Annotated in this window: 13 protein-coding genes; 4 read left to right on the plus strand and 9 right to left on the minus strand. The window is 64.1% G+C overall.

Annotated elements, in window-relative coordinates; genetic code table 11:
• Positions 1–43: 43 nt before the first annotated feature.
• A complete protein-coding gene (locus D3260_RS07290) occupies positions 44–1,099 on the minus strand; it encodes an alpha/beta fold hydrolase (RefSeq protein WP_233544000.1) in 1,056 nt (351 codons plus the stop codon).
• Between the two features lie 189 nt (positions 1,100–1,288).
• Between D3260_RS07290 and D3260_RS07295 the strand changes: the two genes are divergently transcribed.
• Genes D3260_RS07295 through D3260_RS07305 form a run of 3 tightly spaced genes read left to right on the plus strand, consistent with a single transcriptional unit; the run spans position 1,289 to position 6,770 of the window.
• Entirely contained in the window at positions 1,289–2,467 is a 1,179-nt protein-coding gene (locus D3260_RS07295; RefSeq protein WP_158583431.1) for an efflux RND transporter periplasmic adaptor subunit, read from the plus strand.
• A gap of 2 nt (positions 2,468–2,469) precedes the next feature.
• Entirely contained in the window at positions 2,470–5,628 is a 3,159-nt protein-coding gene (locus tag D3260_RS07300; protein WP_120097931.1) for an efflux RND transporter permease subunit, read from the plus strand.
• 56 nt (positions 5,629–5,684) lie between these two features.
• Positions 5,685–6,770, plus strand: a complete 1,086-nt coding sequence (locus tag D3260_RS07305) for an NADH:flavin oxidoreductase/NADH oxidase (protein ID WP_120097932.1) — start codon at positions 5,685–5,687, stop codon at positions 6,768–6,770.
• A 413-nt stretch (positions 6,771–7,183) separates the two neighbouring features.
• Here D3260_RS07305 and D3260_RS07310 read toward each other — a convergent pair whose 3' ends face one another.
• From D3260_RS07310 to D3260_RS07330, 5 genes are read right to left on the minus strand one after another with little or no spacing between them, the layout of a single operon-like run.
• Positions 7,184–9,322: a beta-galactosidase gene (locus D3260_RS07310; RefSeq protein WP_120097933.1), complete on the minus strand. Its 2,139-nt coding sequence runs from the start codon at positions 9,320–9,322 to the stop codon at positions 7,184–7,186.
• Positions 9,319–10,479, minus strand: a complete 1,161-nt coding sequence (locus tag D3260_RS07315; RefSeq protein WP_120097934.1) for an ABC transporter ATP-binding protein — start codon at positions 10,477–10,479, stop codon at positions 9,319–9,321. The genes D3260_RS07310 and D3260_RS07315 overlap by 4 nt, the downstream gene beginning before the upstream one ends.
• Positions 10,480–10,525: 46 nt before the next feature.
• A complete protein-coding gene (locus D3260_RS07320) occupies positions 10,526–11,377 on the minus strand; it encodes a carbohydrate ABC transporter permease (RefSeq protein ID WP_120097935.1) in 852 nt (283 codons plus the stop codon).
• Positions 11,377–12,261 carry a carbohydrate ABC transporter permease gene (locus D3260_RS07325; RefSeq protein WP_120097936.1) on the minus strand — a complete coding sequence of 295 codons (885 nt, stop codon included), beginning with the start codon at positions 12,259–12,261 and terminating at the stop codon, positions 11,377–11,379. The genes D3260_RS07320 and D3260_RS07325 overlap by 1 nt, the downstream gene beginning before the upstream one ends.
• Positions 12,262–12,313: 52 nt before the next feature.
• Positions 12,314–13,573, minus strand: coding sequence for an ABC transporter substrate-binding protein (locus D3260_RS07330; protein WP_120098068.1), 1,260 nt, complete (start codon positions 13,571–13,573; stop codon positions 12,314–12,316).
• A 107-nt stretch (positions 13,574–13,680) separates the two neighbouring features.
• Between D3260_RS07330 and D3260_RS07335 the strand changes: the two genes are divergently transcribed.
• A complete protein-coding gene (locus D3260_RS07335) occupies positions 13,681–14,838 on the plus strand; it encodes an ROK family transcriptional regulator (RefSeq protein ID WP_158583432.1) in 1,158 nt (385 codons plus the stop codon).
• Between the two features lie 153 nt (positions 14,839–14,991).
• Here D3260_RS07335 and D3260_RS07340 read toward each other — a convergent pair whose 3' ends face one another.
• The 3 genes from D3260_RS07340 to D3260_RS07350 form a co-directional block, all read right to left on the minus strand.
• A complete protein-coding gene (locus D3260_RS07340) occupies positions 14,992–16,647 on the minus strand; it encodes an alpha/beta hydrolase fold domain-containing protein (protein ID WP_147418126.1) in 1,656 nt (551 codons plus the stop codon).
• Positions 16,648–16,855: 208 nt separating this feature from the next.
• Positions 16,856–18,856: a S9 family peptidase gene (locus D3260_RS07345; RefSeq protein WP_158583433.1), complete on the minus strand. Its 2,001-nt coding sequence runs from the start codon at positions 18,854–18,856 to the stop codon at positions 16,856–16,858.
• A 431-nt stretch (positions 18,857–19,287) separates the two neighbouring features.
• Positions 19,288–21,507 carry a TonB-dependent siderophore receptor gene (locus D3260_RS07350; RefSeq protein ID WP_158583434.1) on the minus strand — a complete coding sequence of 740 codons (2,220 nt, stop codon included), beginning with the start codon at positions 21,505–21,507 and terminating at the stop codon, positions 19,288–19,290.
• Positions 21,508–21,573: the final 66 nt, after the last annotated feature.

The following is a 21,573-nucleotide window of genomic DNA, read 5'->3' on the forward strand; positions in this document are numbered from 1 at the left end:
CGCTCTCCGTCCTGGTTGATGTCGTTAGTCGAATCGTCGCTGTTCAACGGCCGGTCGGGGCCGGACCCTCGTCGAGGGTGTCGGCGAGTGCGGCCCGAAAGCGTTCCGGCGCCTCGATGAACGGCAGATGCCCGAGGCCGTCGAGCAGGATGCGCTGCCCGTGGGGCATGGCCGCGACCGCGTTCTTCGACAGGGCCGGGTAGTCGCCGAGGGTGGCGGCCTTGTCGTTCGAGACGAGATCCTTGCCAAGGGCCGTGCGATCCAGCGCCCCGACGATCAGCGTGGTCGGCATCGTCAGATCCCTGAATTCGTAGACCACCGGCTCGTTGTAGATCATGTCGTAGGTTGCGGCACTCACCCAGGCCAGCCGATCCTTGTCCGGGCTGGCATACATGCCCGCCAGCATCTTTGCCCAGGGGGCGTAGGCCGGCTTCCAGGTGCCGTGGTAATAGCTCTGCTTCTGATAGGCCTGGATGCCGGCATAGTCTTTTTTCATATCGCGGGCATACCAGGCGTTCATGCCACGATAGGGCACGCCCTTGGCTTTCCAGTCTTCCAGCCCGATCGGATCGACGAGGATCAACCGACGGGTCGTGTCCGGATACATCAGCGCGAAGCGGGTCGCCAGCATGCCGCCCATCGAATGGCCGAGGATGACGGCATGGTCGATCCCGAGATGGTCCAGCAGGGTCTGCGTGTTCGCGGCCAGGTGGGCGAAGGTATAGCTATAGGTCGCCGGCTTGTCCGACTTGCCGAAACCGACCTGGTCGGGGATGACCACGCGATAGCCGCGCTCGGCAAGCCAGTGCGCGGTCTCGCCCCAGTAGGCGCCGGAGAAGTTCTTGCCGTGCAGCAGCACGATCGTCGGCGCCGTGCGCTTGTCGCGATCACCGCCGGGCGCGATATCCATGTAGGCCATCGACACCGGACCGCGAGGGGTGTCCAGCGTCAGTCGCGATACCGGGGCCGGGTAATCGTAATTGCCGAGATTGATGCCAAGCGGTTCGACCGCCGCGGCCAGGCTGATCCCGGGAATCCCCAGGGCGAACATGAACAGCGCGGCAACGAGGTGTCGGGTGCGACGAGTGGACTGGGCCATGACGAATATCGGAATGGGCTCTCATGGCCAGCATAACCCGGTCGGTTGTCGCGTTTGTCCCGTTCGGAGGCATCGCCCGTATATTCGATCCCGTGGACCAGCTCGCCTTGGGCGGGGTAGCAGGGTGCGGACATGACGTGGGGGACGAGAGTGCGAGCGAAGACGGCACGCGTGAGCGCGGCCGGGGCGATGAGACACACCGCCGTGCGGTTGTCCGGATTACTCGTGGTCGCGCTGTTCTGGCTGAGCGGCGCCGAAGCCGCGGCCCCGGTCGGCGTCACCGAAGCCGAAAAACGGCCCTGGACGCAGCGGCTGTCGTTGCATGGCACGCTGACCTCGCCCCGCGATGCCGAGATCACGCCGCGCGTAGCCGGGCTGGTCGCCGCGGTCGATATCGAGGCCGGTGATCGCGTGGCCGCCGGCGATACGCTGGTCACGCTCGATCAACGGTTGGATACGCTGACGCTCGAGACCCGGCTCGCCGAGCGCCGGGCGGCCCGTGCGCGGCTGGCCGAGGTACGACGGCTGGCTGCGGAAGCTCGTCAGCTCGCCCGCGAGAACGCGATCGCCGACACGGAACTGGCCGCGCGACAGGCCGAGGTGGAAGCCCGGGCCGCCGAGGTTGCGCGTCTGTCGGCTGCGATCGCGCGCCAGCGTGAAACAGTGGATCGGCATCGCGTGATCGCGCCGTTTGCCGGTGTCGTGCGCGAGCGCCGCGTCGAACCCGGCGAGTATGCCGCGACGAGCACCGTGATCGCCGGGCTCGTCGCCACCGATCGCCTGCGTGCCGATATAGCGGCTCCGCAGGCTTATTTCGGACTGATCACACCCGGCATGCCGGTCACGATCGAGTTGGCCGCGGCGGCCGGCGGCCAACGCCGCACGACGGTTGACGTAGTGGTGCCGGCCGCCGGTGCCACCGCGCGCAGTTTTCTGGTACGCAGCTTTATCGACAACGCCGACGGGCGATTGACGCCCGGCATGTCGATCCGCGGGGTCTTTTCGCTGGCTACGCCCGAGCCGGTGGTCCAGGTCCCGCGTGATGCGCTCGTGCGTGTGCCGGGCGGCGGGGTACGGGTCTGGACGGCCACGGTCGGTGACGACGGCACACAACGGGCGATCCAGCGCCAGGTGACGATCGGCCGCTCGGCGGATGGTCGCGTCGAGGTGGCCCGCGGACTGGCCGCCGGCGACATCGTGATCGTGCGCGGTAACGAAACCCTGTCTCAAGGTCAGGCCGTCGAGATCGTCGAGCGGCTGCCGATGACCGCCGCACCGCAGGCGAACGATGCGGCCGCGATGTTGCCGCCAGCTCGGGCCGGGCCCCGACTGGCGGTGAGCGGTGCCCACGGCCTGTCGGCACGCTGATCATGTTCGACGCCATCGTCAAACGCGGCACGCTGACCGCGATCATCGTTCTGCTGATCTGTCTGTTCGGCGTTCTCGCTGCTTTCAAGCTACCGGTTCAGATGATTCCCGATCTGGCCGTGCGCACCGTCACCGTGACCACGAGCTGGCCCGGCGCCACCCCGCAGGACATCGAGAACGAGATCCTCATCGAGCAGGAGGAATACCTCGCCAACATCATCGGCCTGTCGCGCATGGAGGCCACGGCCCGCACCGGGCGGGCGCGCATCGAGCTGGAGTTTCCGTTCTCCACCGATGTCAACGATGCGCTGATCCGGGTTACCAACGCCCTGATGCAGGTGCCGGGCTATCCCGAGGATGTAGACGAGCCGGAAGTGGTCGCGGCCTCGTTCTCCCAGAACTCGTTCATGTATTTCAACGTGGCGCCGGTTGCCGGCAATCCCGCCGGGCTGGACATGGATTTCATGCGCGATTTCGTCGACGACGAGGTCCGACGGCGGATGGAGCAGGTCGACGGCGTGGCCGATGTGGCGGTTTCCGGCGGTGCCGATCGCCAGATCCAGGTCCACGTCGACACCGCCCAACTGGCCGCGCGTGAAATCCCGCTGGCCGCGGTGCGCGATGCGATCCGCGCGCGTAACAACGATATCTCCGGCGGCGACATGAACGCCGGCAAGCGGCGGTATCTGGTGCGCACGGTCGGGCGCTTCGCGGATGTGGGTGGCCTCGCCGACGTGGTCGTCGATCGCACCGGCGATACGGTGACCCGGCTGGGCGATGTGGCCGACGTGCGCCTGGATCACGCCGAAGTCCGCGAGATCGCCTATTTCAACGATCAGCCCATCGTCCGGTTGATGGTCCGGCGCCAGCCGGGCTCGAATGTGCTGGCGATCAAGTCGGCGATGCGCGATCTGGTGCCCGAGATCAATGACACGGTACTGGCGCCGGCCGGGATGCGCCTGACGCTGTCGGCCGACGACACGGTCTACGTCTCGCAGTCGATCGTTTCGGTCTGGCGCAATCTGGCGATCGGGGCCGTGCTGGCCGCGATCGTGATGTTTCTGTTCCTGCGCTCGGTGGCGGCCACCGCCATCGTGGTGCTGGCGGTCCCGATCTGTGCGATCTCGGCGTTCATCGGGCTGGCCGTGTTCGGGCGCACGATCAATGTCATCTCGCTGGCCGGCATCGCGTTTGCCATCGGCATGACGCTGGACAACGCCATCGTCGTGCTCGAGAACATCATGCGGCTGCGGGCCGCCGGGCGCGATCGCATCGCGGCTGCGGTGGCAGGCGTGGCCGAGGTGTGGCCGGCCGTGGCGGCCTCCACGCTGACCACCATCATGGTCTTCGCGCCGGTATTGTTCATCACCCAGAAGGCCGGCCAGCTGTATTCGGATATCTCGATCGCGATTTCAGCGGCCATCCTGACGTCGATGGCGGTGGCGATCCTGGTCGTGCCCACGGCCGCCGCGAAGCTGCTGCCGAGGCCCGCGCGGCGACGCGACGACGAGCACCGTCCGGGCGAGAGCGATGACGCGTCCGGTGTGCACCCCGTGATCGCCGCGATCGGCTGGCTGATCGCGCGTCGACGCCGGCGCTACGGCGCGATGGCCACGATCGGCGGCGCGCTGGCGCTGGGGCTCGTGCTGCTCACCCCGCCGGCCGAGTATCTGCCCGAGGGCGAGGAGGCCAAGACCTTTTCCTACATGGTGCCGCCCCCTGGCTACAACCTCGACACGATGGACGCCATCTCGACCGAGATTCGCGATGCACTGATGGCCTACGTGCCGGACGACACGGGCGAGATCCGGGCCACCGACGGCGCCGTGCCGCCGATCGCCTATCTCAACATGAACGTCACGCCCGATGAGATGCGCATCATCGCCGAACCGGTCGATGCGGCGCGTATCGACGAACTGATGCGCACGTTGAACGAACGCTTCGCGCGTTATCCCGGCATGCGCGCGTTCTCGACCAAGGGTTCGATCATCTCGTCCAACGACGGCGGCACGCGGGCGATCAACGTCGATATCGCCGGCAACGATCTGGCTCGCGTCTACGCCGCGGCCTCGGCGATCTACGATCGGGCGAGCGCGGTGTTCGACGGCCCGCAGCTACGCGCCGAGCCGGCATCGTTATCGCTCGGCCAGCCGCTGCTGCGGGTCGAGCCCGATTTTGCCCGCGTGACCGAGCTGGGACTTGCGCCGGCGGATGTCGGCTTTGCCGTGGCCGTGCTCACCGACGGCGGTTACGTCGACGAATACTACTTCGCCGACGACAAGGCCGATATCTATCTCTACGACGCGACCGGCAAGCTCGACGACGTCGATGCGCTGTCGCGGATACCGATCACGACACCGTCCGGCATTCTGCCGTTGATCGACATGGCCACGGTGGTACCGACCGTCGATGCCGACGTCATCCGTCGGCTCAACAGCCGGCGTACGGTCACTCTGCGCATCATCCCGCCGGGCGATGTCGCACTGGAGGCCGGCGTGGCCCGGGTCCACGACGACATCATCGCACCGCTGCGCGATAACGGCGCGATCGATGCAGCACTGTCGCTGGATATCTCCGGTGCGGCCGACGAACTGGCCGTCACCCGCGATGCGTTGTTCTCCAACTATGTCGTCGCACTGCTCATCTGTTATCTGCTGCTGGTCGCGATCTTCACGCACTGGGGCTATCCGCTGTTGATTCTGACCACCGTGCCGCTCGGCATCGCCGGCGGCGTGATCGGATTGTCGATGCTCAACGCGGTTGGCGGCCTGTTGCCCCTGGTTGGCCTGCAGGCCGTGTCCTCGCCGTTCGATCTGATCACCATGCTCGGCTTTCTGATCCTCGTGGGTACCGTGGTCAACAACCCGATCCTCATCGTCGAAAAGGCACGGGCGAACGTCGCGGCCGGGGCTGTGGCCGTGGATGCGGTGAGCGATGCCGTCGCCTCGCGCCTGCGCCCGATCCTGATGACGACGATCACCACGACCTTTGGGCTGGCGCCGCTGGTGTTTTTGCCCGGTGCCGGGACTGAGCTCTACCGCGGGCTCGGCGCGATCGTGCTGTTCGGACTGTTGTTCACCATGTTCACCACGCTGACGTTCCTGCCTGCCATGCTGACCGGCGTGCTGGCATTCGATGAGCGGCGGGGGGCTCGCCCTTGAACTCGGTGACAACGGCCCGATTTATTGTGTCCAATACATCAAATTGAGCGGTCGTCATGGCCAAGCCCGATCTGTTTCAACCCTGGACCCTGCGAGACGTCACGTTTCCCAACCGGATATTCGTCTCGCCGATGTGTCAGTACTCGGCCGAAGACGGCTATCCGAACGACTGGCATTTCGTCCATCTCGGTTCGCGTGCCGTGGGCGGTGCCGGCCTGGTGATGCTCGAGGCGACCGCCGTGACACCCGAAGGGCGTATTTCACCCGGCGATCTGGGCATCTGGTCGGATGATCACATCAGCGAATTCAAGCGCAACGTGGATTTCATCCATGCCCAGGGCACGGCAGCCGGCGTGCAGCTGGGCCACGCCGGTCGCAAGGCCTCCTGTGCGGCGCCGTGGGTCGACGGCGGGCGCGCACTCACGGCCGACGAGGGCGCCTGGCAGACCGTGGGCCCGAGCGCGGTGGCCTTTTCCGAAGATTCGCCAACGCCGCATGCCCTGAGCGTCGACGAGATCGGCGAGATTATCGAGGCGTTCGTGGCTGCGGCCCGGCGTGCCGAAGCAGCCGGCATGGACATGATCGAGATCCACGGGGCGCACGGTTATCTGTTGCACGAGTTCCTGTCGCCGCTGGCGAATCGGCGTGACGATGAATACGGCGGTTCGCTGGAAAACCGTTGCCGCCTGGCGCTGGAAATCACGCAGGCCGTGCGTGCGGTCTGGCCGGCGAACAAGCCGCTTTTCTTCCGTATTTCGGCCTCGGATTTCGCCGAAGGCGGCTGGACGATCGAGGACACCGTTCAGCTCGCCGCCTGGCTCAAGGACGCTGGCGTCGACGTGCTGGACTGCTCCGGCGGCGGCAACGTCCCGAACCCGGATATTCCCGTCGGGCCCGGTTATCAGACCGAATTCGCGGCCCGCGTGAAGCGCGAGACCGGCCTGGCCACGGGCGCGGTCGGCATGATCACCGACCCGGTACAGGCCGAGCACATCGTGCACTCCGGCCAGGCCGACTGTGTACTGCTCGCCCGCGAGCTGTTGCGCGATCCGTATTTTGCGCTGCGGGCCGCGGCCGAACTGCACGGCGACGTACACGACAACATCGACGTGCCCAAGCAGTATCGGCGGGCGTTCCGCTGATCGGGCCGTCATCGTACGACTGATGGGCTGCGATCGGCCGTACCCATCGGTTCATGGCTGATAGCCAGGTATGCGGTTACAGCCCGGCGACTCCAGCCGACAGAACAGCATCTCGTGTCGGCTGGCCCCGGTTTGGTTGTCCTAGGGCCTGTTGATGTTTCGTTCGAGCCCCTTTTCGTCGAGAGACCGCAGTGTGTCCGGCAAGGCGCGAGTCGCCGTATCGTTGCGTGCCACGGTCAAGGCACGCAACGCGGCGTGGCGCGGCCGACGGGGCCACCCCTAAGGGCCAGCGGCCAGGTGATGACAATCCAGCGTTATCGCGCGCTCACGTGGCTGGCCACGCCAGGCGCACGATGCCTTGTCTTGTCGCCGCTTGGCCGCTGGTGCGGCGGTCTATCCCGTGACGACGCGCCCTAGTCGCGCAGCCGGATTACGGCACAGCCGTAACCGTTGAGCGCCAGCGTATCTTCGACGGTCGCGCCAGTCAGCAGATCGGTACCGGTCGGTGGGTTGGTGATGCGTGTCGGCGTATGTTCGGTGTTCAGCAGGAACAACAGGCGGCGCCCCTCGGCTTCACGCAGCGTGGCATCGATGCCGGTCGGAAGGCCCTCGACCAGCGGCGCGATATCGGCTTCCGCGGCGAGCCAGTCGACGAGGGCCTCGGCCAGATCGTCGGTCAGATAGGTGCCGAGATAGATCACCTGGCCGCTCCCCACACGTCGACGAGTGATCGCGGCGCGACCGGCCAGAAACCGATTCGACCAGGTGCCGATGACCTCAGCATCGACGGCAGGCTCCAGGATTTCGTAGCCGTGGCCGGCGGTCAGTTCCCGACCGGCAAAGGTGAAGTGATAACGACGCCGCCCGGATTCGGTGTCTCGTGCGGTCTCGACGTAGTGCCCTGCGCCGGGCCGGTCGCGATCCATCATCTCGCCTTGGTCGGGGGCGGCGAGCCGGCCGAACTCTTCGACCGTTACGCCGGTCAGCGCGCTGAGGGCCGGGCCCGGGGCAGACGTACGGATGACATGGTTGTGGCGATCGCGCGAGCCGGTGCGCGCGCCGATGATGACGGTGCCGCCGTTTTCGGCAAAGCGCGCCAGCCGAGCGACCCAGTCGTCGTCGAACATCAGCCAGTGCGGCACGTAGAAGATCTTGAGCCGTTCGAGCGTGTCTTCGGGATGGGCAAAGCCGGTGGCGATGCCGCGCATGAAACAGGCCCGATGCAGCAGCGTGCCGTCGTCCTGCGGCGAGGGAAAGCCGATCGGATAGGTCTCGTGGGCGATCTCGTTATCGAAATCGGCCCCGGCGATACCGACATCGATACGCACGGCCGTACCGAGCAGCGCCGGAGCGAGCGCTTGAATCTCCTGGCCGATCTGTTTGGCTTCGTCGAAACGCCGGCGCGGGATGTCGTCATGATCCAGAATGCCCATCCAGTAGATTTCGGCGCCGAAATGGGCCGGTCGCCAGCGGAAGAACATCAGACCGTCGGCGCCGTGGGCGAGCGAGGAAAACGCCATGCGCCGCATCTCGCCCGGCTCCGGAACGAGGGTCGAAAACACGACCTGGCTGCCGAAACCGGACTGTTGCTCGGGCACGATGAAGTTGCCGGCAAAGCCGCGACACTTGTCGAGGAAGCTGGCCTGTTGATGGGCATGGCCGCCGGTACGCCATTTCTCTTCGTGGAGCAGCGGGTAGACATCGTAGCCGACGAAGTCGAGATCGTCGGCGAAACCGCCGCGAAAATCGACGTCGGCCAGTCGCCCCATGTTGTGGAACACGAACCAGTCGGGATTCATGCGCCGCAGAATTTCGACCTGATCGCGCTGGAAGCGCATGGTCGCGAAGGCCAGGAAGCGGTGATAGTCCTGGACATGGCCGGGGCTGCAATGCACCGGGGCGTTGGGTCGCGGTAAAACGACCTGATCGAAACTGCGATAGGCCGTGGCCCAGAAGTTACCGCCCCAGGCAGCGTTCAAGGCCTCGATCGTGCCGTACTTGTGCTCGCAGAAGATCTGGAATTCGGCCTCGCTGGCCGCCGAATACGACACCGACATGCTGGTGTTGAGTTCGTTGTCGGTCTGCCAGCCGATGACGTGCGGATTGTCGCGATAGTGGGTGGCCATCGCTTCGGTGATCTGGCACGAGTAGGCCCGGAACAGCGGATGGGCGGTGTCGGCGTGCTGGCGCGAGCCGTGATGCATGCGCCGGCCCTGGCCGTCGACGCGCAGGATCTCGGGGTATTTGGCGGTCAGCCAGCGCGGCGGCGTGGCGGTCGGCGTACACAGGATGGTCTGGATACCGTGGGCGGCAAGTCCTTCGATGGCGCGGTCGAACAGACCGAAGTCGTAGCGGCCCTCGATCGGTTCGAACAGATGCCAGGCGAATTCGCCGAGGCGCACGGTATTGAAGCCACATTCGGCCATGCGTGCAGCATCTCGGTCCCAGTAGCTCTCATCGACATGTTCGGGATAGTGCGGTACGCCGTAGACAAAAGTGTCGGTGGTGATCGGCCGCCAGGCGGACAGCGGCTTGTTCGCGGTGTTTTTCATGCGTCGACCATTTCGGGTTCAGAGCGGATATCGGCCGTTCGGGCAGACGTGAGCGTCTTGCCCTCGGCATCGAACAGATACACATCGGCGGCATCGAAACCGATGGACACCGCGTCATCGCGCCGCAAGGTGATGCGGCCGTCGGTCTGGGCCGTCAGATGTCCGAGGCCGTTCTCCGATTCGATCGCGCGGACCGGGGCGGCATCGAGATAGGCGATGGCTTCGCGTCCGAGCTGCTCGATCAGGCCGATTCGGGCGGATAGCTGATGGTCGCCTTGGCCGTCGAGACGGATCGACTCGGGCCGCAGGCCGATGACAACCTCATCGCCCACGGCAACACGAGCCTCGTTGTGTATGTCAAGACGGATACGTGCCAGGCCTTCGCTGTCCACGACGGCGGACCCATCGGCGACCTCGACCGCGCGCGTCGAGATGAAATTCATCCGCGGCGAGCCGAGAAAGCCGGCGACGAAACGGTTGCGCGGATTGGTATAGAGTTCGACCGGGGTGCCGATCTGCTCGACGACCCCGTGGTTCATCAACACGATCCGGGTGGCCATGGTCATGGCCTCGACCTGATCGTGCGTGACATAGACCATGGTGGCCTCGAGCCGTCGATAGAGCAGGCCGATTTCCACGCGCATCTGTGTACGCAGCGCGGCATCGAGATTCGACAGCGGCTCGTCGAACAGGAATACCGACGGCGACCGGGTGATGGCCCGGCCGATCGCTACCCGCTGACGCTGACCGCCGGACAGCTGGCGCGGGCGCATCGCCAGATAATCGTTGATCTGCAGGATCTCGGCAGCCCGTTTCACCGCTTTCTGGATTTCGGCCTTGGGCCGGCCCGCCATGCGCAGGCCGAAACCCATGTTCTCGGCGACCGTCATATGCGGATAGAGCGCATAGGACTGAAAGACCATGGCGATATCGCGATCGCCCGGTTCTTCGCGGGTTACGTCTCGCCCACCGATGAGAATCTGCCCCGAATCGATCGACTCCAGCCCGGCGATGCTCTTGAGCAGGGTGGATTTGCCGCAGCCCGACGGGCCAACCACGACGATGAACTCCTTATCCTTGGCGGTCAGGTTGATATCGGCCAGTACAGTCGTGTCGCCGTAGCGCTTGGTGATGCCATTGAGTTCGAGATCGTTCATGAGTTGACTCGTCCGTCGTTTGTCCGTGGTACCGGCGGTGCCGTGTTCAGCCCTTGACGGCGCCCATCGTCAGCCCGCGCACGAAATGGCGTTGCATGAAGAAGAACAGCATCACCGGCGGGATGGCGATCACGATCGTTGCCGCCGAAATGAGGTTCCAGTTCGCGACGTACTGGCCCTTGAGATTGGCCAGCCCCGCAGTGACCGGTTTCACCGCATCGCTCGGCGAAAGCACCACGGCCCAGAAGTAGTCGTTCCAGATGAAGGTGAAGGCCAGGATCGACAGGGCCGCCAGCGCTGGTCGCACGAGCGGCACGACGACATGGATGAGCGTCTGCAGCGGCGACGCGCCTTCGGCGCGCGCGGCCTCGAACAGCTCGCCGGGCAGCGCCGCGATGAAATTACGCATGAACAGCGTGGCGAAGCCGGTCTGGAAGGCCGTATGGAAGATGATCAACGCCAGATACGTGTTGTAGATGCCGAGGTCGAGCGTGAGATTGCGCACCGGGATCATCATGATCTGGAAAGGCAGGAAATTGCCGCCGATGAAGATCGCGAACAGCAGTGTGTTGCCGCGAAAGCGATAGCGCGAGAGCACGAAGCCCGTCAGCGTCGACAGACACAGCACTCCGATCACCGATGGGATGGTGATGATCAGACTGTTGAGGAAGTAGCGTCCCATCGGCGTTTGTGTGAACACGCCGGTGTAGTTGGCGATCAGGTCGAAACCGGACGGCCAGCCCCAATAGTCGCCGGCCGCGATATCGGCCGCCGGGCGGATAGACGTGAGGATGATTGCAAGCAATGGCAGCAGCCACAGAAACAACACGAGCGTGACACTGCCGAGGTATAGGCTTTTCCTGGCCGGCTCACCGGCCTTAATCTGTCGTGGATACATCACGCGCCCTCGCGTTCCATGCGCAGCATGCGGTGGAGATACCAGGCGATGAACACCGCCATGACCACGAACAGCACGGCCGCGATGGCCGCGCCGTAGCCGAAGCGATAAGCCTCGATGGACTGTTCGTACATCTGATAGGCCAGCACGTTCGACGAGCCGAACGGCCCGCCGGAAGTCATCACGGAAATCATGTCGAACGAGCGCAGCGCGCCGATTACGGTGACCGCGATCGCGATGAAATTCACCTGGCGCAGTTGGGGCAGCACCACATGGCGCAGCATGTGCCAGCCTTTCGCGCCGTCGACACGGGCCGCGGCGATCTGGCTCTCGTCCAGATTGTTCAGCCCGGCCATGAACAGAATCATGCAGAACGAGACCTGCGGCCAGAGGGCGGCGATCACCACGGCGACCGTCACCCATTCCGGATTAGACAACAGCGCCGGCGCGGTCGCGCCTATTGCCTTGAAGATAAGCGCCAGCAGGCCGTTGGTCGGGTCATAGAACCAGGCGAAGACCACGCCCACAGCCACCTGCGACATCACCAGCGGCATGAAGAACAGCGACTTCACCAGCCGCATGCCGCGGATTTGCTGGTTCACCAGTAGCGCGATCGCCAGCCCCAGCGGCGGGGCTGCCATGAACATCACCAGCCAGATGATGTTGTTCTTGAGTGAGGTATAGAACTGTGGGTCGTGGAGCAGTTCGACGTAGTTGGACAAACCGGCCCAGGTCATGGGGCCGAAACCGTCCCAGCGGAAGAAGCTGATCGCCAGGCTCTGGGCCGAGGACGCGACGATCACCCCCCAGAACAGAATCACGCCCGGCGCGAGGAAAATGACCGGCCAGAGCCAGCATCGATGACGTCGCCACAGGGTCTTCACGATCGGCCTCCCGGGTGGTTGTCGACGGTAGCCGGACACATCGGTACCCTCCTCATGCCGGCGCGTAGACGCGCTTGCGCACGCGATCGAGCTCGGCTCGGATCGCCTTCTCGCGCTCTGGATACACCCTGAACTCCTGGAAACCATTCAGCCCGGCCCGGGCCATCGCCGGCTCGGTGTCCCGGTCGTAGTACTGCGACGTGCCCTGGCTGGCCCGCAATAGTTCGGTGGCCGTGCGCATGAGCGGATTGTCTCCCGGCGACATGTCGCTGCGCGGCGGCACGCTGCCGATGGGCGCGATGAACTTGGCGAGCACCTCCGGTTGATAGAAATACCCCAGGAACTCCTGTGCCAGTGCCTGATGTCTGGCGCGTGCCGGGATATGGATCGAGTTCGAGGCGAAATCCTCGAATGGGCCGATCGAGGCGTTGTACATGGGAAACCGGATCAGTCGAAGCTGGTCGACCGCATCGGCCGGCATCGCCCCCTGGATGAAATTGGATAGATCCATCATCGCCGCCTTGCCCTGGGCGAGAAACGCGGCCGCCTGCTGCCAGGCATAGGAGGTGCCGTGCTTGAGGAAAAAGCCGTCGTGGATCATCTCCGCCCAGTGTGCGAAGACCGGGTCGAGCGATGTATCGGAATAGGCCATCTCACCCCGCATGAGGGCCATGTGCTTTTCCAGGCCGTTAATACGCAGATTCAGGTGATCGAACCAGCCCGCGGCCGGCCATTGTTCCTTGGTTCCCATGGAGACCGGGATCAATCCCGCCTGTCGAGCTGCTGCGCAGGTGCGATGGAAGTCCTCGAACGTTGCAGGCGGTGACAGGTCGTGACGCGCGAAGACATCGGCGCGGTAATAAAGCCCCCAGAACAACCCACCCAGCGGCAAGCCGTACTGTCGGCCATTGACCGAGACGGTCTTGAGCAGGGGCCCGAGGGGTTTAGCGAAATTCTGGCGGGCGACCAGCTCGGAGATGTCGGCAAACAGACCCAGCTGCACGAACTGACGCATCCGGGCGCCGGAGAACCAGAAGCAGATATCCGGCGGGTCGGCGACCAGATAGTTGCGAATCGCGGTCTTGTTGGCCTCGTGGGCGATGTTGTTCAACGTTACCCGGACGCCGACGCGACGGCCGAAATCGGCGACGATCTCCCGAAACACGGCATACTGGCCGGTATTCAGGTCGCTGGTGATGACCAGCTCGCGTTGTGTGGCGATCGCCGGCGCGCCGAACCCGGACAGGGCAAGCCCACAACCGAGGCCCTGAATCACCCGGCGACGCGTCATGCCACGATGACATTCCGTCATGACTGCGTTCTCCTCCATGTCCGATCTGATGTTTCTTATGTCGGACATGAGTAAGCTAGCGAGCTTTGAATGGCGGCGTCAAAATTATTTCAACAGATGAATTAATTGTGGAAATTTCCGAAATCACCGGCCGGAAAAGCGATAAGGAAGAGAAGAAACGTTTCATTGTCAATTGCTTGCGTAAGAGCGGTCAGCTCAGCCGTCGCGAAATCGCGACCCGCTCCGGCCTGAGCCCGGCGACGGTTTCGGCACTGGTTACCGAGCTGCTTGACGAGGCGTTGGTCGTCGAGGAAGACGCCGTGAAAAGCCCGGGCGGCCGACGTCCGACGCCGATTCGCATCAATTACGAAGATGGCCTGGCGATCGGCATCAAACTCAACTTTAGTCGCATCGAAGGCGTGCTCACCGATATGTCCACCGGAATTGCCGATCGGTGTGAGTGCCAACTCATTGATCGTGAAGTCGAAACCGTTCTCGACGCCGTCGAATGGGTGGTCCGGGCGCTGATGCGTACATCGGCAGCCGCCGCGCGGCCAGTCCACGGTATCGGTGTCGCGATTCCCGGTGCGATCGACACGATCAACGGAATCTGCCGAGTGAGTCATCGGCTCGGCTGGCGAGACGTGGCCTTCGCCGAGCGACTTCGCGCGCGACTCGACGTGCCCGTCCACATCGATGACGACAGCCATGCGTTCGCGCTGGCGCAGTCGCTGTTTGGCCTGGGATTGACACGGCGCTCGTTCGCGACCCTGGCGATCGGCGACGGCATCAGTGTCGGCATGGTGCTCGCGGGGAAGGTGCATCGCGGCGAGACCGGGGCCGCCGGCAAGCTCGGCCACGTGCGCCACGCCGTCGATGGGCGGCGCTGCGAATGCGGACGTGTCGGTTGTCTGCAGGCGATGCATGCGGTCGGCGGGATGCTGGCGCAGTGGCGCGGCACTGCCGATCGCCGCACTTTCGCCTCCGACTTCGCTGGCCTGGTCTCGGCGGCCCAGGCCGGCCATGCCAGCGCGCTCGCGATCGCCCGTTCAGCCGGTGAAGCGATCGGGCAACATCTCGCCACCTTCGTCAACGTTGCCGATCTGCGGGCTATCGTGCTCGGCGGCGAAGCGGTCGCGCTGGGCGATGCGTTGATCGAGCCGCTCGGCGACCAGCTCGGCGCCCTGGTGTTCGGTGCGCCCGTCGTGCTGACGATCGACGAACACAGCGATTTTTGGAGCCGCGGCGCTGCCGCGTTGGTCACACAGATACAGTTTGATTTCTAGGGCCTGCCCCTGGCGGTATACGTCGTCGGTCCGGCATCAGGGCAGACGAATTCGTCTGCTGCTTTCAGCGCCATTGAAAAATAGAAGTCGACCCGGTCTATCTTTTATTTTTCAATGGCGTAGAAAGATTTCGCCGTAGCCCGCAGGCGCGTGTCAGTTCGCAAAATCACTATCTTCGCGCTCGGTGCATAGGTTGCCCGTCAGCCAGGTACAGGTGTCTGTGATCGCTTGACGTGCCAGTCTCGAAATCGCCATGGCTTCAAGAAAACTGTGCATGGCGCCGGGGTAGATATGGCAGGTTGTGTTGACGCCGGCCGATTTCAATCGCTGGCGCATCTCAAGATTCTCCGGTGCCAGCAGATCACGCTCGGCGACGATGAACAGGGTGGGCGGCAGATCGGCGACATCGGCATGGATCGGCGCCAGCAGCGGATCGGTGTTGTCCGTCGCATCACCTCGATAAAGAGCTGAGAATTCATCCATTTCGGCGGCGGTAAGCATGTCCTTTTCGCGGCCGACGGCGTCACGTGTTTCCGCGTCCACGGGGGCGCCGAAGGCGCCGTAGTTGAGTACGAGAGCTGCGATGTGGCGCTTGCCGCCCCGGTCACGCTCGTGCAGGGCGGCTGCCAACGATAGATTGCCGCCGGCTGAATCGCCGCCGAGGGCGATGCGCGTGGCATCCACGCCAAGGCTTTCGGCGTGCGCGGCGATCCATTCGACGGCTGCACACACCTGCTCGAGTGCGGCGGGATACGGGTGCTCGGGGGCCAGCGCATAGTCCACACCGATCACGGTGATGCCGGCACCGGCGGCGTACTCGCGCATCAGCCGGTCATGCGTGTCCAGGCTGAACAAGGCCCAGCCGCCGCCGTGGAGATAGACCAGCGCCGGTTTGATCGTGCCCGGCTCCGGGTCGTAAATGCGGAGGCGAATATCGCCCCAGGGATGCACGATTGTGCGCTCGAGACGCTGGGCGATGGTTGGCCCACCGAGCGTCCAGCGTCGCCGTACCTGCTCGGCGACGATGCGCCGGCCTGGCCAGTCGAGTTCGCGCCCGGCCGACAGACGATGGCTATCGGCCTTGATTGCCTGCACGAAATAATCGAGCGCCGGCTCCAGTTCCGAATCGACGACTTCATGGGCCGCGGCGCTCGAGGCGCCCGGCCCGGTCGATTCCGGTTGTCGGCCGGTATGGGCACCGAAACGCAGGATCCAGTCTCGTACGGCTTTTCGATAGGGCCGGTCCAGGGCAGCAAGAATATCGGCGAATTCTGTATCGCTTTCGTCCTGGCTGACCTTGAATGTGCTACGAATATCTTCGATCGGCGCTCGAAAAGCGACGACACCCCGGGCCAGGCCTTCGTAGCGCCCGCCCATTTCCTCGATGGCCCAGCGGTTCGGACGATCACTTTCCATATCGTCGATCAGATCCTTGAGCCGTTTGCCGATGGTCTCGGCATCATGCTCGAGCTCGACCCGAACGGTGAACATGGCGCAGGTGAAATTCCAGGTCGGGGCCTGCGTACGATCACGAAACCAGGAGGGGGAGATATAGCTCTGGGGGCCCATCACCAGAATATGTGCCTGTGGGGCGTCCGCCAGTTGCGTGACCTGTGGGTTGGCACGCGCGAAATGGCCGACTACGGCGATAGGTCGCCCGGCGTTGTCGCACTCGATCTGTATTGGGAGCGGCGTGGCGTACGTCGCATCCGCTGCGCTCACGATCCAGGCCAACGGCGTCTGGGCGACGAGCTGGCGTATATCTGCATCCGTATGGGCACGGAAGATATTCTTTCTACCGATAGTCATGACAGCCTTGAAATACACGCCGGGCGGCGTCGCCGGCCCGGCACGAAAGAGGACAAACAGGGGGTGTGATGAAACGACGGCGCCCGTGCGCGTTCGCTGCTGCGTCTGTCTGTGAAAGCTTTAGATCCGGTGCCACGATGTCCGAATTGGCATCGGTTGGGCGTTGGACAAGCGGCAAACCGTTGTCCACGCGCCGCCTGTGGCCGGATCAATGACCTGTCGCATCGTCGTCGTCGAGATAACGATTCAACCAGTCCAGAACACGTTGCTGGATATCGGCGCGATATGACGCGCCGACGCTGTGCCCGAACCAGTGCGGGGCCTTGGGATAGCCGATGAGTGCGCTGGGCTGGTCGGTATCGTGGGCGAGGGCACGATGCAACATCCGGCCCTGAAAGAAGGGCACGCGGGTATCGGCTTCGCCGTGCAGGATCAGCACTGGCATGTGCACATCATTGACGAAGTTGATCGGCGAACGGGCCGCGTACTCGGCGTGATGGCGGCTCGGATCGCCGAAGTACGGCCCCATGAAGGACAGGCCCACGTCGGAGGAAAGCGCCATGGATTGCAGATCCGAAATGCCGGCGCCGACGATCGCGGCCTTGAACGGGTCGTCCTGCGTGGCCGCCCACGCAGACATGAAGCCGCCATAGCTCCAGCCACCGATCGCGACACGGTCGATATCGATGACGCCGCGCTCGGCGAGCGCATGAACGCCGGTCAGGATGTCCTGAAAATCCGCGCCGCCCCAGTCGTGCCGGTTGGCCAGTGCAAAAGCGGGACTGCGCCCGGCCGAGCCCCGCGGGTTGGGCAGGAGCACGGCATAGCCGTGCGAGGCGAGCACCTGGCCCCAGTTCACCCAGGAACCCTGCCAACCGTCGTACCACGACTCATACGGCCCGCCGTGTATCTCGACCAGTGTCTTGTAGGGCCCCGAGGTGCCGTCGGCGGGCGTCACGAGCATCCCGTGGATCGTGTATTGCCCGTCGCGGCTCTGCCAGTGCACGCGTCGTACGTTGGCCGTGCGCCAGTTCGCGACTTCGGAATTGACGTGTGTCAGCCGATGCGGGCTGTCCTCCCGGGGTTTGAACCAGACCTGCGCCGGCTCGACGCGCGTCGAGGCGACATAGGCCAGCCCGCCGTTGTCGGTCCGGCTGAAATCGAAAGGATCTCCCTTGAAGGCCAGGCCTTCGCGTACGCGCCCGGTGCTGGCATCAACCTGGGCAAACTGCGGCGTCATGTTCGAAAACGCGAGCGCGGTCAATGTCTGGCCGTCCTGGTTCCAGCGCACGCTACGGAGATTGCCCGGCCAGTTCGCGCCGAGCACGGTGTTATTGTTCTTGTCGAGATCATGGACGGCAACGACCGCGGTAATCCCGTCGGCCTGGAAATAGCCATAGACCACTTGGCGCCCGTCCGGGGAGAATGACGGATGCACGGCGGTGGCATGATGCGGTAGCGGGGTCCATGGTCCGCTATCGAGCGCAAGCACGGCGACATGCGATGTGTACCAGTACGCCTGCGGTGTGTTGGTGTCGGCGTATCGGACCAGCAGGCGCTTGCCTTCCGGCCCCCAGGCGACATCGAAGACAAAGCGACCGTCGTCGCCGGCCACGCGATGTGCTTTGCCGTCATGGGCATCAACCATATAGAGCACATCGTGGCCGTCCGGCGCATCCGCCGGAGCGGGCTTGTCGGTCGCGTCGGGATTGTCCGCGGCGAGATGCACGATGGCCGCGATCCGGTTGCCGTCGGGTGACCAGCGAAAATCGGTGACACTGCCGGCGAGAGCGGTCAGCCGTTGCGGCGGCGCCGATAACGGCGCTGCGATCCAGATTTGTTGATCACCCGATTTCGCCGATGTCTTGTCGTCATCCGAACGGCTGCCGGCGCGCAGAAAGGCCAGTCGGTCGCTGCCTGGCGACCAGCGAGGGTTGTTGTCGCCGTCACGTGAATGTGCGAGCGGCCGCGGCTGTGGGTTGGGTCCTGTGACGGTCTGCCAGAGACGGGCCGGGCCGGGTTTGGCGCTACCGGCCACAGGTCGGCGTAGCGTATAGACGACGGTCTGCCCATCGGGGGCGATCCGCGGTGTGTCGACATGGTCGAGGGTGGCAATGTCCTCCGGCGTGATCGGATGTTTTTCGGCCGCCGAGGCCAGGAGCGGGTGAACGCTCCATAGAAGAAGAAACAGCGATAGACAAAGACGCATGAGCCGGCATCTCCTGCAGACCGTCTGACCCGCGCATCGAGTCGCGAGCCACGGTCTGAATGATCGTTTGATCCGGATCCCGGACCGCCGCATCTGCAGCGATCCGGTCACCGGTCGTCCACGGGGCACCAAGACAGCCGAATACGGGCGCGGCCTACAGCGCCCGCAAGGCAAAGACGGACCCGCTCCGGCCTCGTCCCGGGTGGATTGTCGAAAGCGCCTCATATCGACGGGGCTGGGCGTGGCAGGGCACCACATCGCAAGGCGCGATTTGCGGCCCAACCCAAAGGGACAAGTGCCCCAAAATCAAAAACACGATGGCAATCCAGCGTTCCAGCCCGCTGGCGCAGAATGACTGCGCGGCGCGTGTGACGCCTCGTCTTACCGCAAGACAGCACTTGACGCGGACTCGAACGAATCATCAACAGGCCCTAGAAATCCACCGTAGCGGACAGTTTGAATGTGCGCGGGTCGCCCTGGGTCAGGTAGCCGCTCTGGGCCGATGCCCAGTAGTCGGAATTGGCCACATTCGTCACGTTCGCCCGCCAGGTGATGTGACGCTCGTTATCGCCCCAGGGCATCTTGTAGCGCAGCCCGAGATCGATTCGCGTCCAGGGGGCGAGCTTGAGCGTATTCGCTGCGTCTGCATATTGCGTGCCGCTGCGAATCACACGGGCGTTGGCCGACCAGTTCGGCAGGCTCGGCAATTGCCAGTCGCCCTGGAAGACAAACCGGTAATCGGCCACCCCGACTGCATTATTGCCGTCGTTGGCGCCGTTCGCGGTATCCGAAAGCTCGGGGTCGATCCAGCTCGCGCTGGCCATCAGCCGCAGTCGCTTCGTGGGTTTGCCGAAAACGCTGACCTCGAGGCCACGGTTACGCTGTTTGCCGTAGTAACCGTAGATGTTGGTGACCGGGTCGGTGTACGCGCTCGGCTGCTCGATCTCGTAGAGAGCCAGACTGCCGCCGATCGTTCCGAAATCGACCTTGCCGCCAACTTCGTTCTGCTTGGATTCGGCGATACCGACCACCTGGCCGAAATTGGCGGACTGCGTCGGCGCAGAGTCGCCGGCCTGGAGTGCTTCGATATGGTTGGCGTACAGCGACAGCCAGTCCAGCGGTTTGACCACCACGCCATAGGCCGGGGAGACCGCGTGATTGACGATGGCCGGCTCGTTGAACACGCCCTCCGCGCTGTAGTTCTCGATCCGCAGCGATTGATAGCGCGCCCCCACCGTGAGCAGCAGTTTGTCGTTGAACAGGCCGGCGGTATCGGAAATCGCCCAGCCGTCGGCGCGGTGCCGATTGCGAATCGGCGGGTTGTCGAAATCGCCGCCGGAAACGACGGTCGGCGGGCTCGGCAGCGCCGCGGGATCGTAGATGTTGGTCGACTGCAGAGCCGCTAGGCTCGACTGCCGATAGGCCGTGTTCATTCGACGGTAATAGCCCGAGTAGCCGACATTGATCTTGTGGCTGATGGGGCCTGTATCGAAGTTGCCCCGAAACCCGGCTTGACCGGTGAACAGATTCGCTTCGTAGGGCACGCTGATCCGATAAGCCCCGGCATTGCCCTGATCGTCCTGCAACAACAAGCCGGCGTAGTCGCTATCCTCGCGTGAGTGATTGGCGCCGATCGCGGCATAGCCGGTCCAGTGATCGGTGAAATCGAACGAGCCGCGCAGCAGGCCGAATTCCGTCTTGAGCTCGGTCTGAGCATAGGACGGCGCGTAGTTGGTATCGGCATCGGGCGGCTCGGGAACTTCTGTTGCGTTGCTGGTATAGATGACCGAGCGGAAATGCTTGAGGTGCTGGCGCTGGTAGCCGAAATAGGCCGACGCCCGGGCCCGCTCGCCGCGATAGTCCAGGCCGAGCCCGACCGATGTGTCGGCCGCGTTTTCATCGTTGAGTGCGGTATCGCCTTTTTCGTGCTGGGCATCCAGACGGACCCCGAAACGCTGGTTCTTGCCAAAGCGACGGCCCACGTCGACTTCCTGCTCGAACTGCGAATCCGAGGCATAGCCGAGTTTCAGACGGCTGATCGGATCGTCGGTCGCCCATTTGGGCTCGAGATTGACCGCGCCGCCAACGCCCGAACCGCCTGGCGATACGCCGTTGGCGAACGCGTTCGCGCCCTTGAAGAGCTCGACCCGGTTCACGAAATTGGTCTGCACGATCTGGCGTGGCAGCACGCCATAGAGGCCGCCGAAGGAAATATCCTGGCCGTAGAGCGGGAAACCGCGAATCTGAAATATTTCGCCAGCGGTACCCGAGCCGTAGGCCTTCTGGACCCCAGCATCGTTTTCCAGTACCGAGCCGACTGTATCGTCTTGCTGGTTATCGATGATCTGCGATGTATAGCTGATGACGCTGAACGGTGTATTGAAGGCATCCTGCTCGCCCAGGACACCGATGCGCCCGCCTGAGGCGACCTGGCCGCCGGCATACGCGGGGGGCGGGTTGGTACCCCCGGTCAGTTGTCCGGTCACGAGCATATCGCCGAGCGTGGTCGTGCCGGCGGCCGGCGTCGTGCTTGGCGCGGCCGGTGCGACGTCTCCCGCCGGGGCAGGTGCTGCGATGTCACGACCCTGATCGTCGGGCTCGGCGCCATAGGCATTGAGACTGCCGACCAGCGTGATGGACAGCAGACCCATCGATCGATGACAGGCAATGACCCTTCGAAGATATGTAGCAAACATTGGTTGCCCCCATGGTTTGTC

It is taken from the genome of Salinisphaera sp. Q1T1-3, from assembly GCF_003602005.1.
Classification (GTDB): Bacteria; Pseudomonadota; Gammaproteobacteria; order Nevskiales; family Salinisphaeraceae; genus Salinisphaera.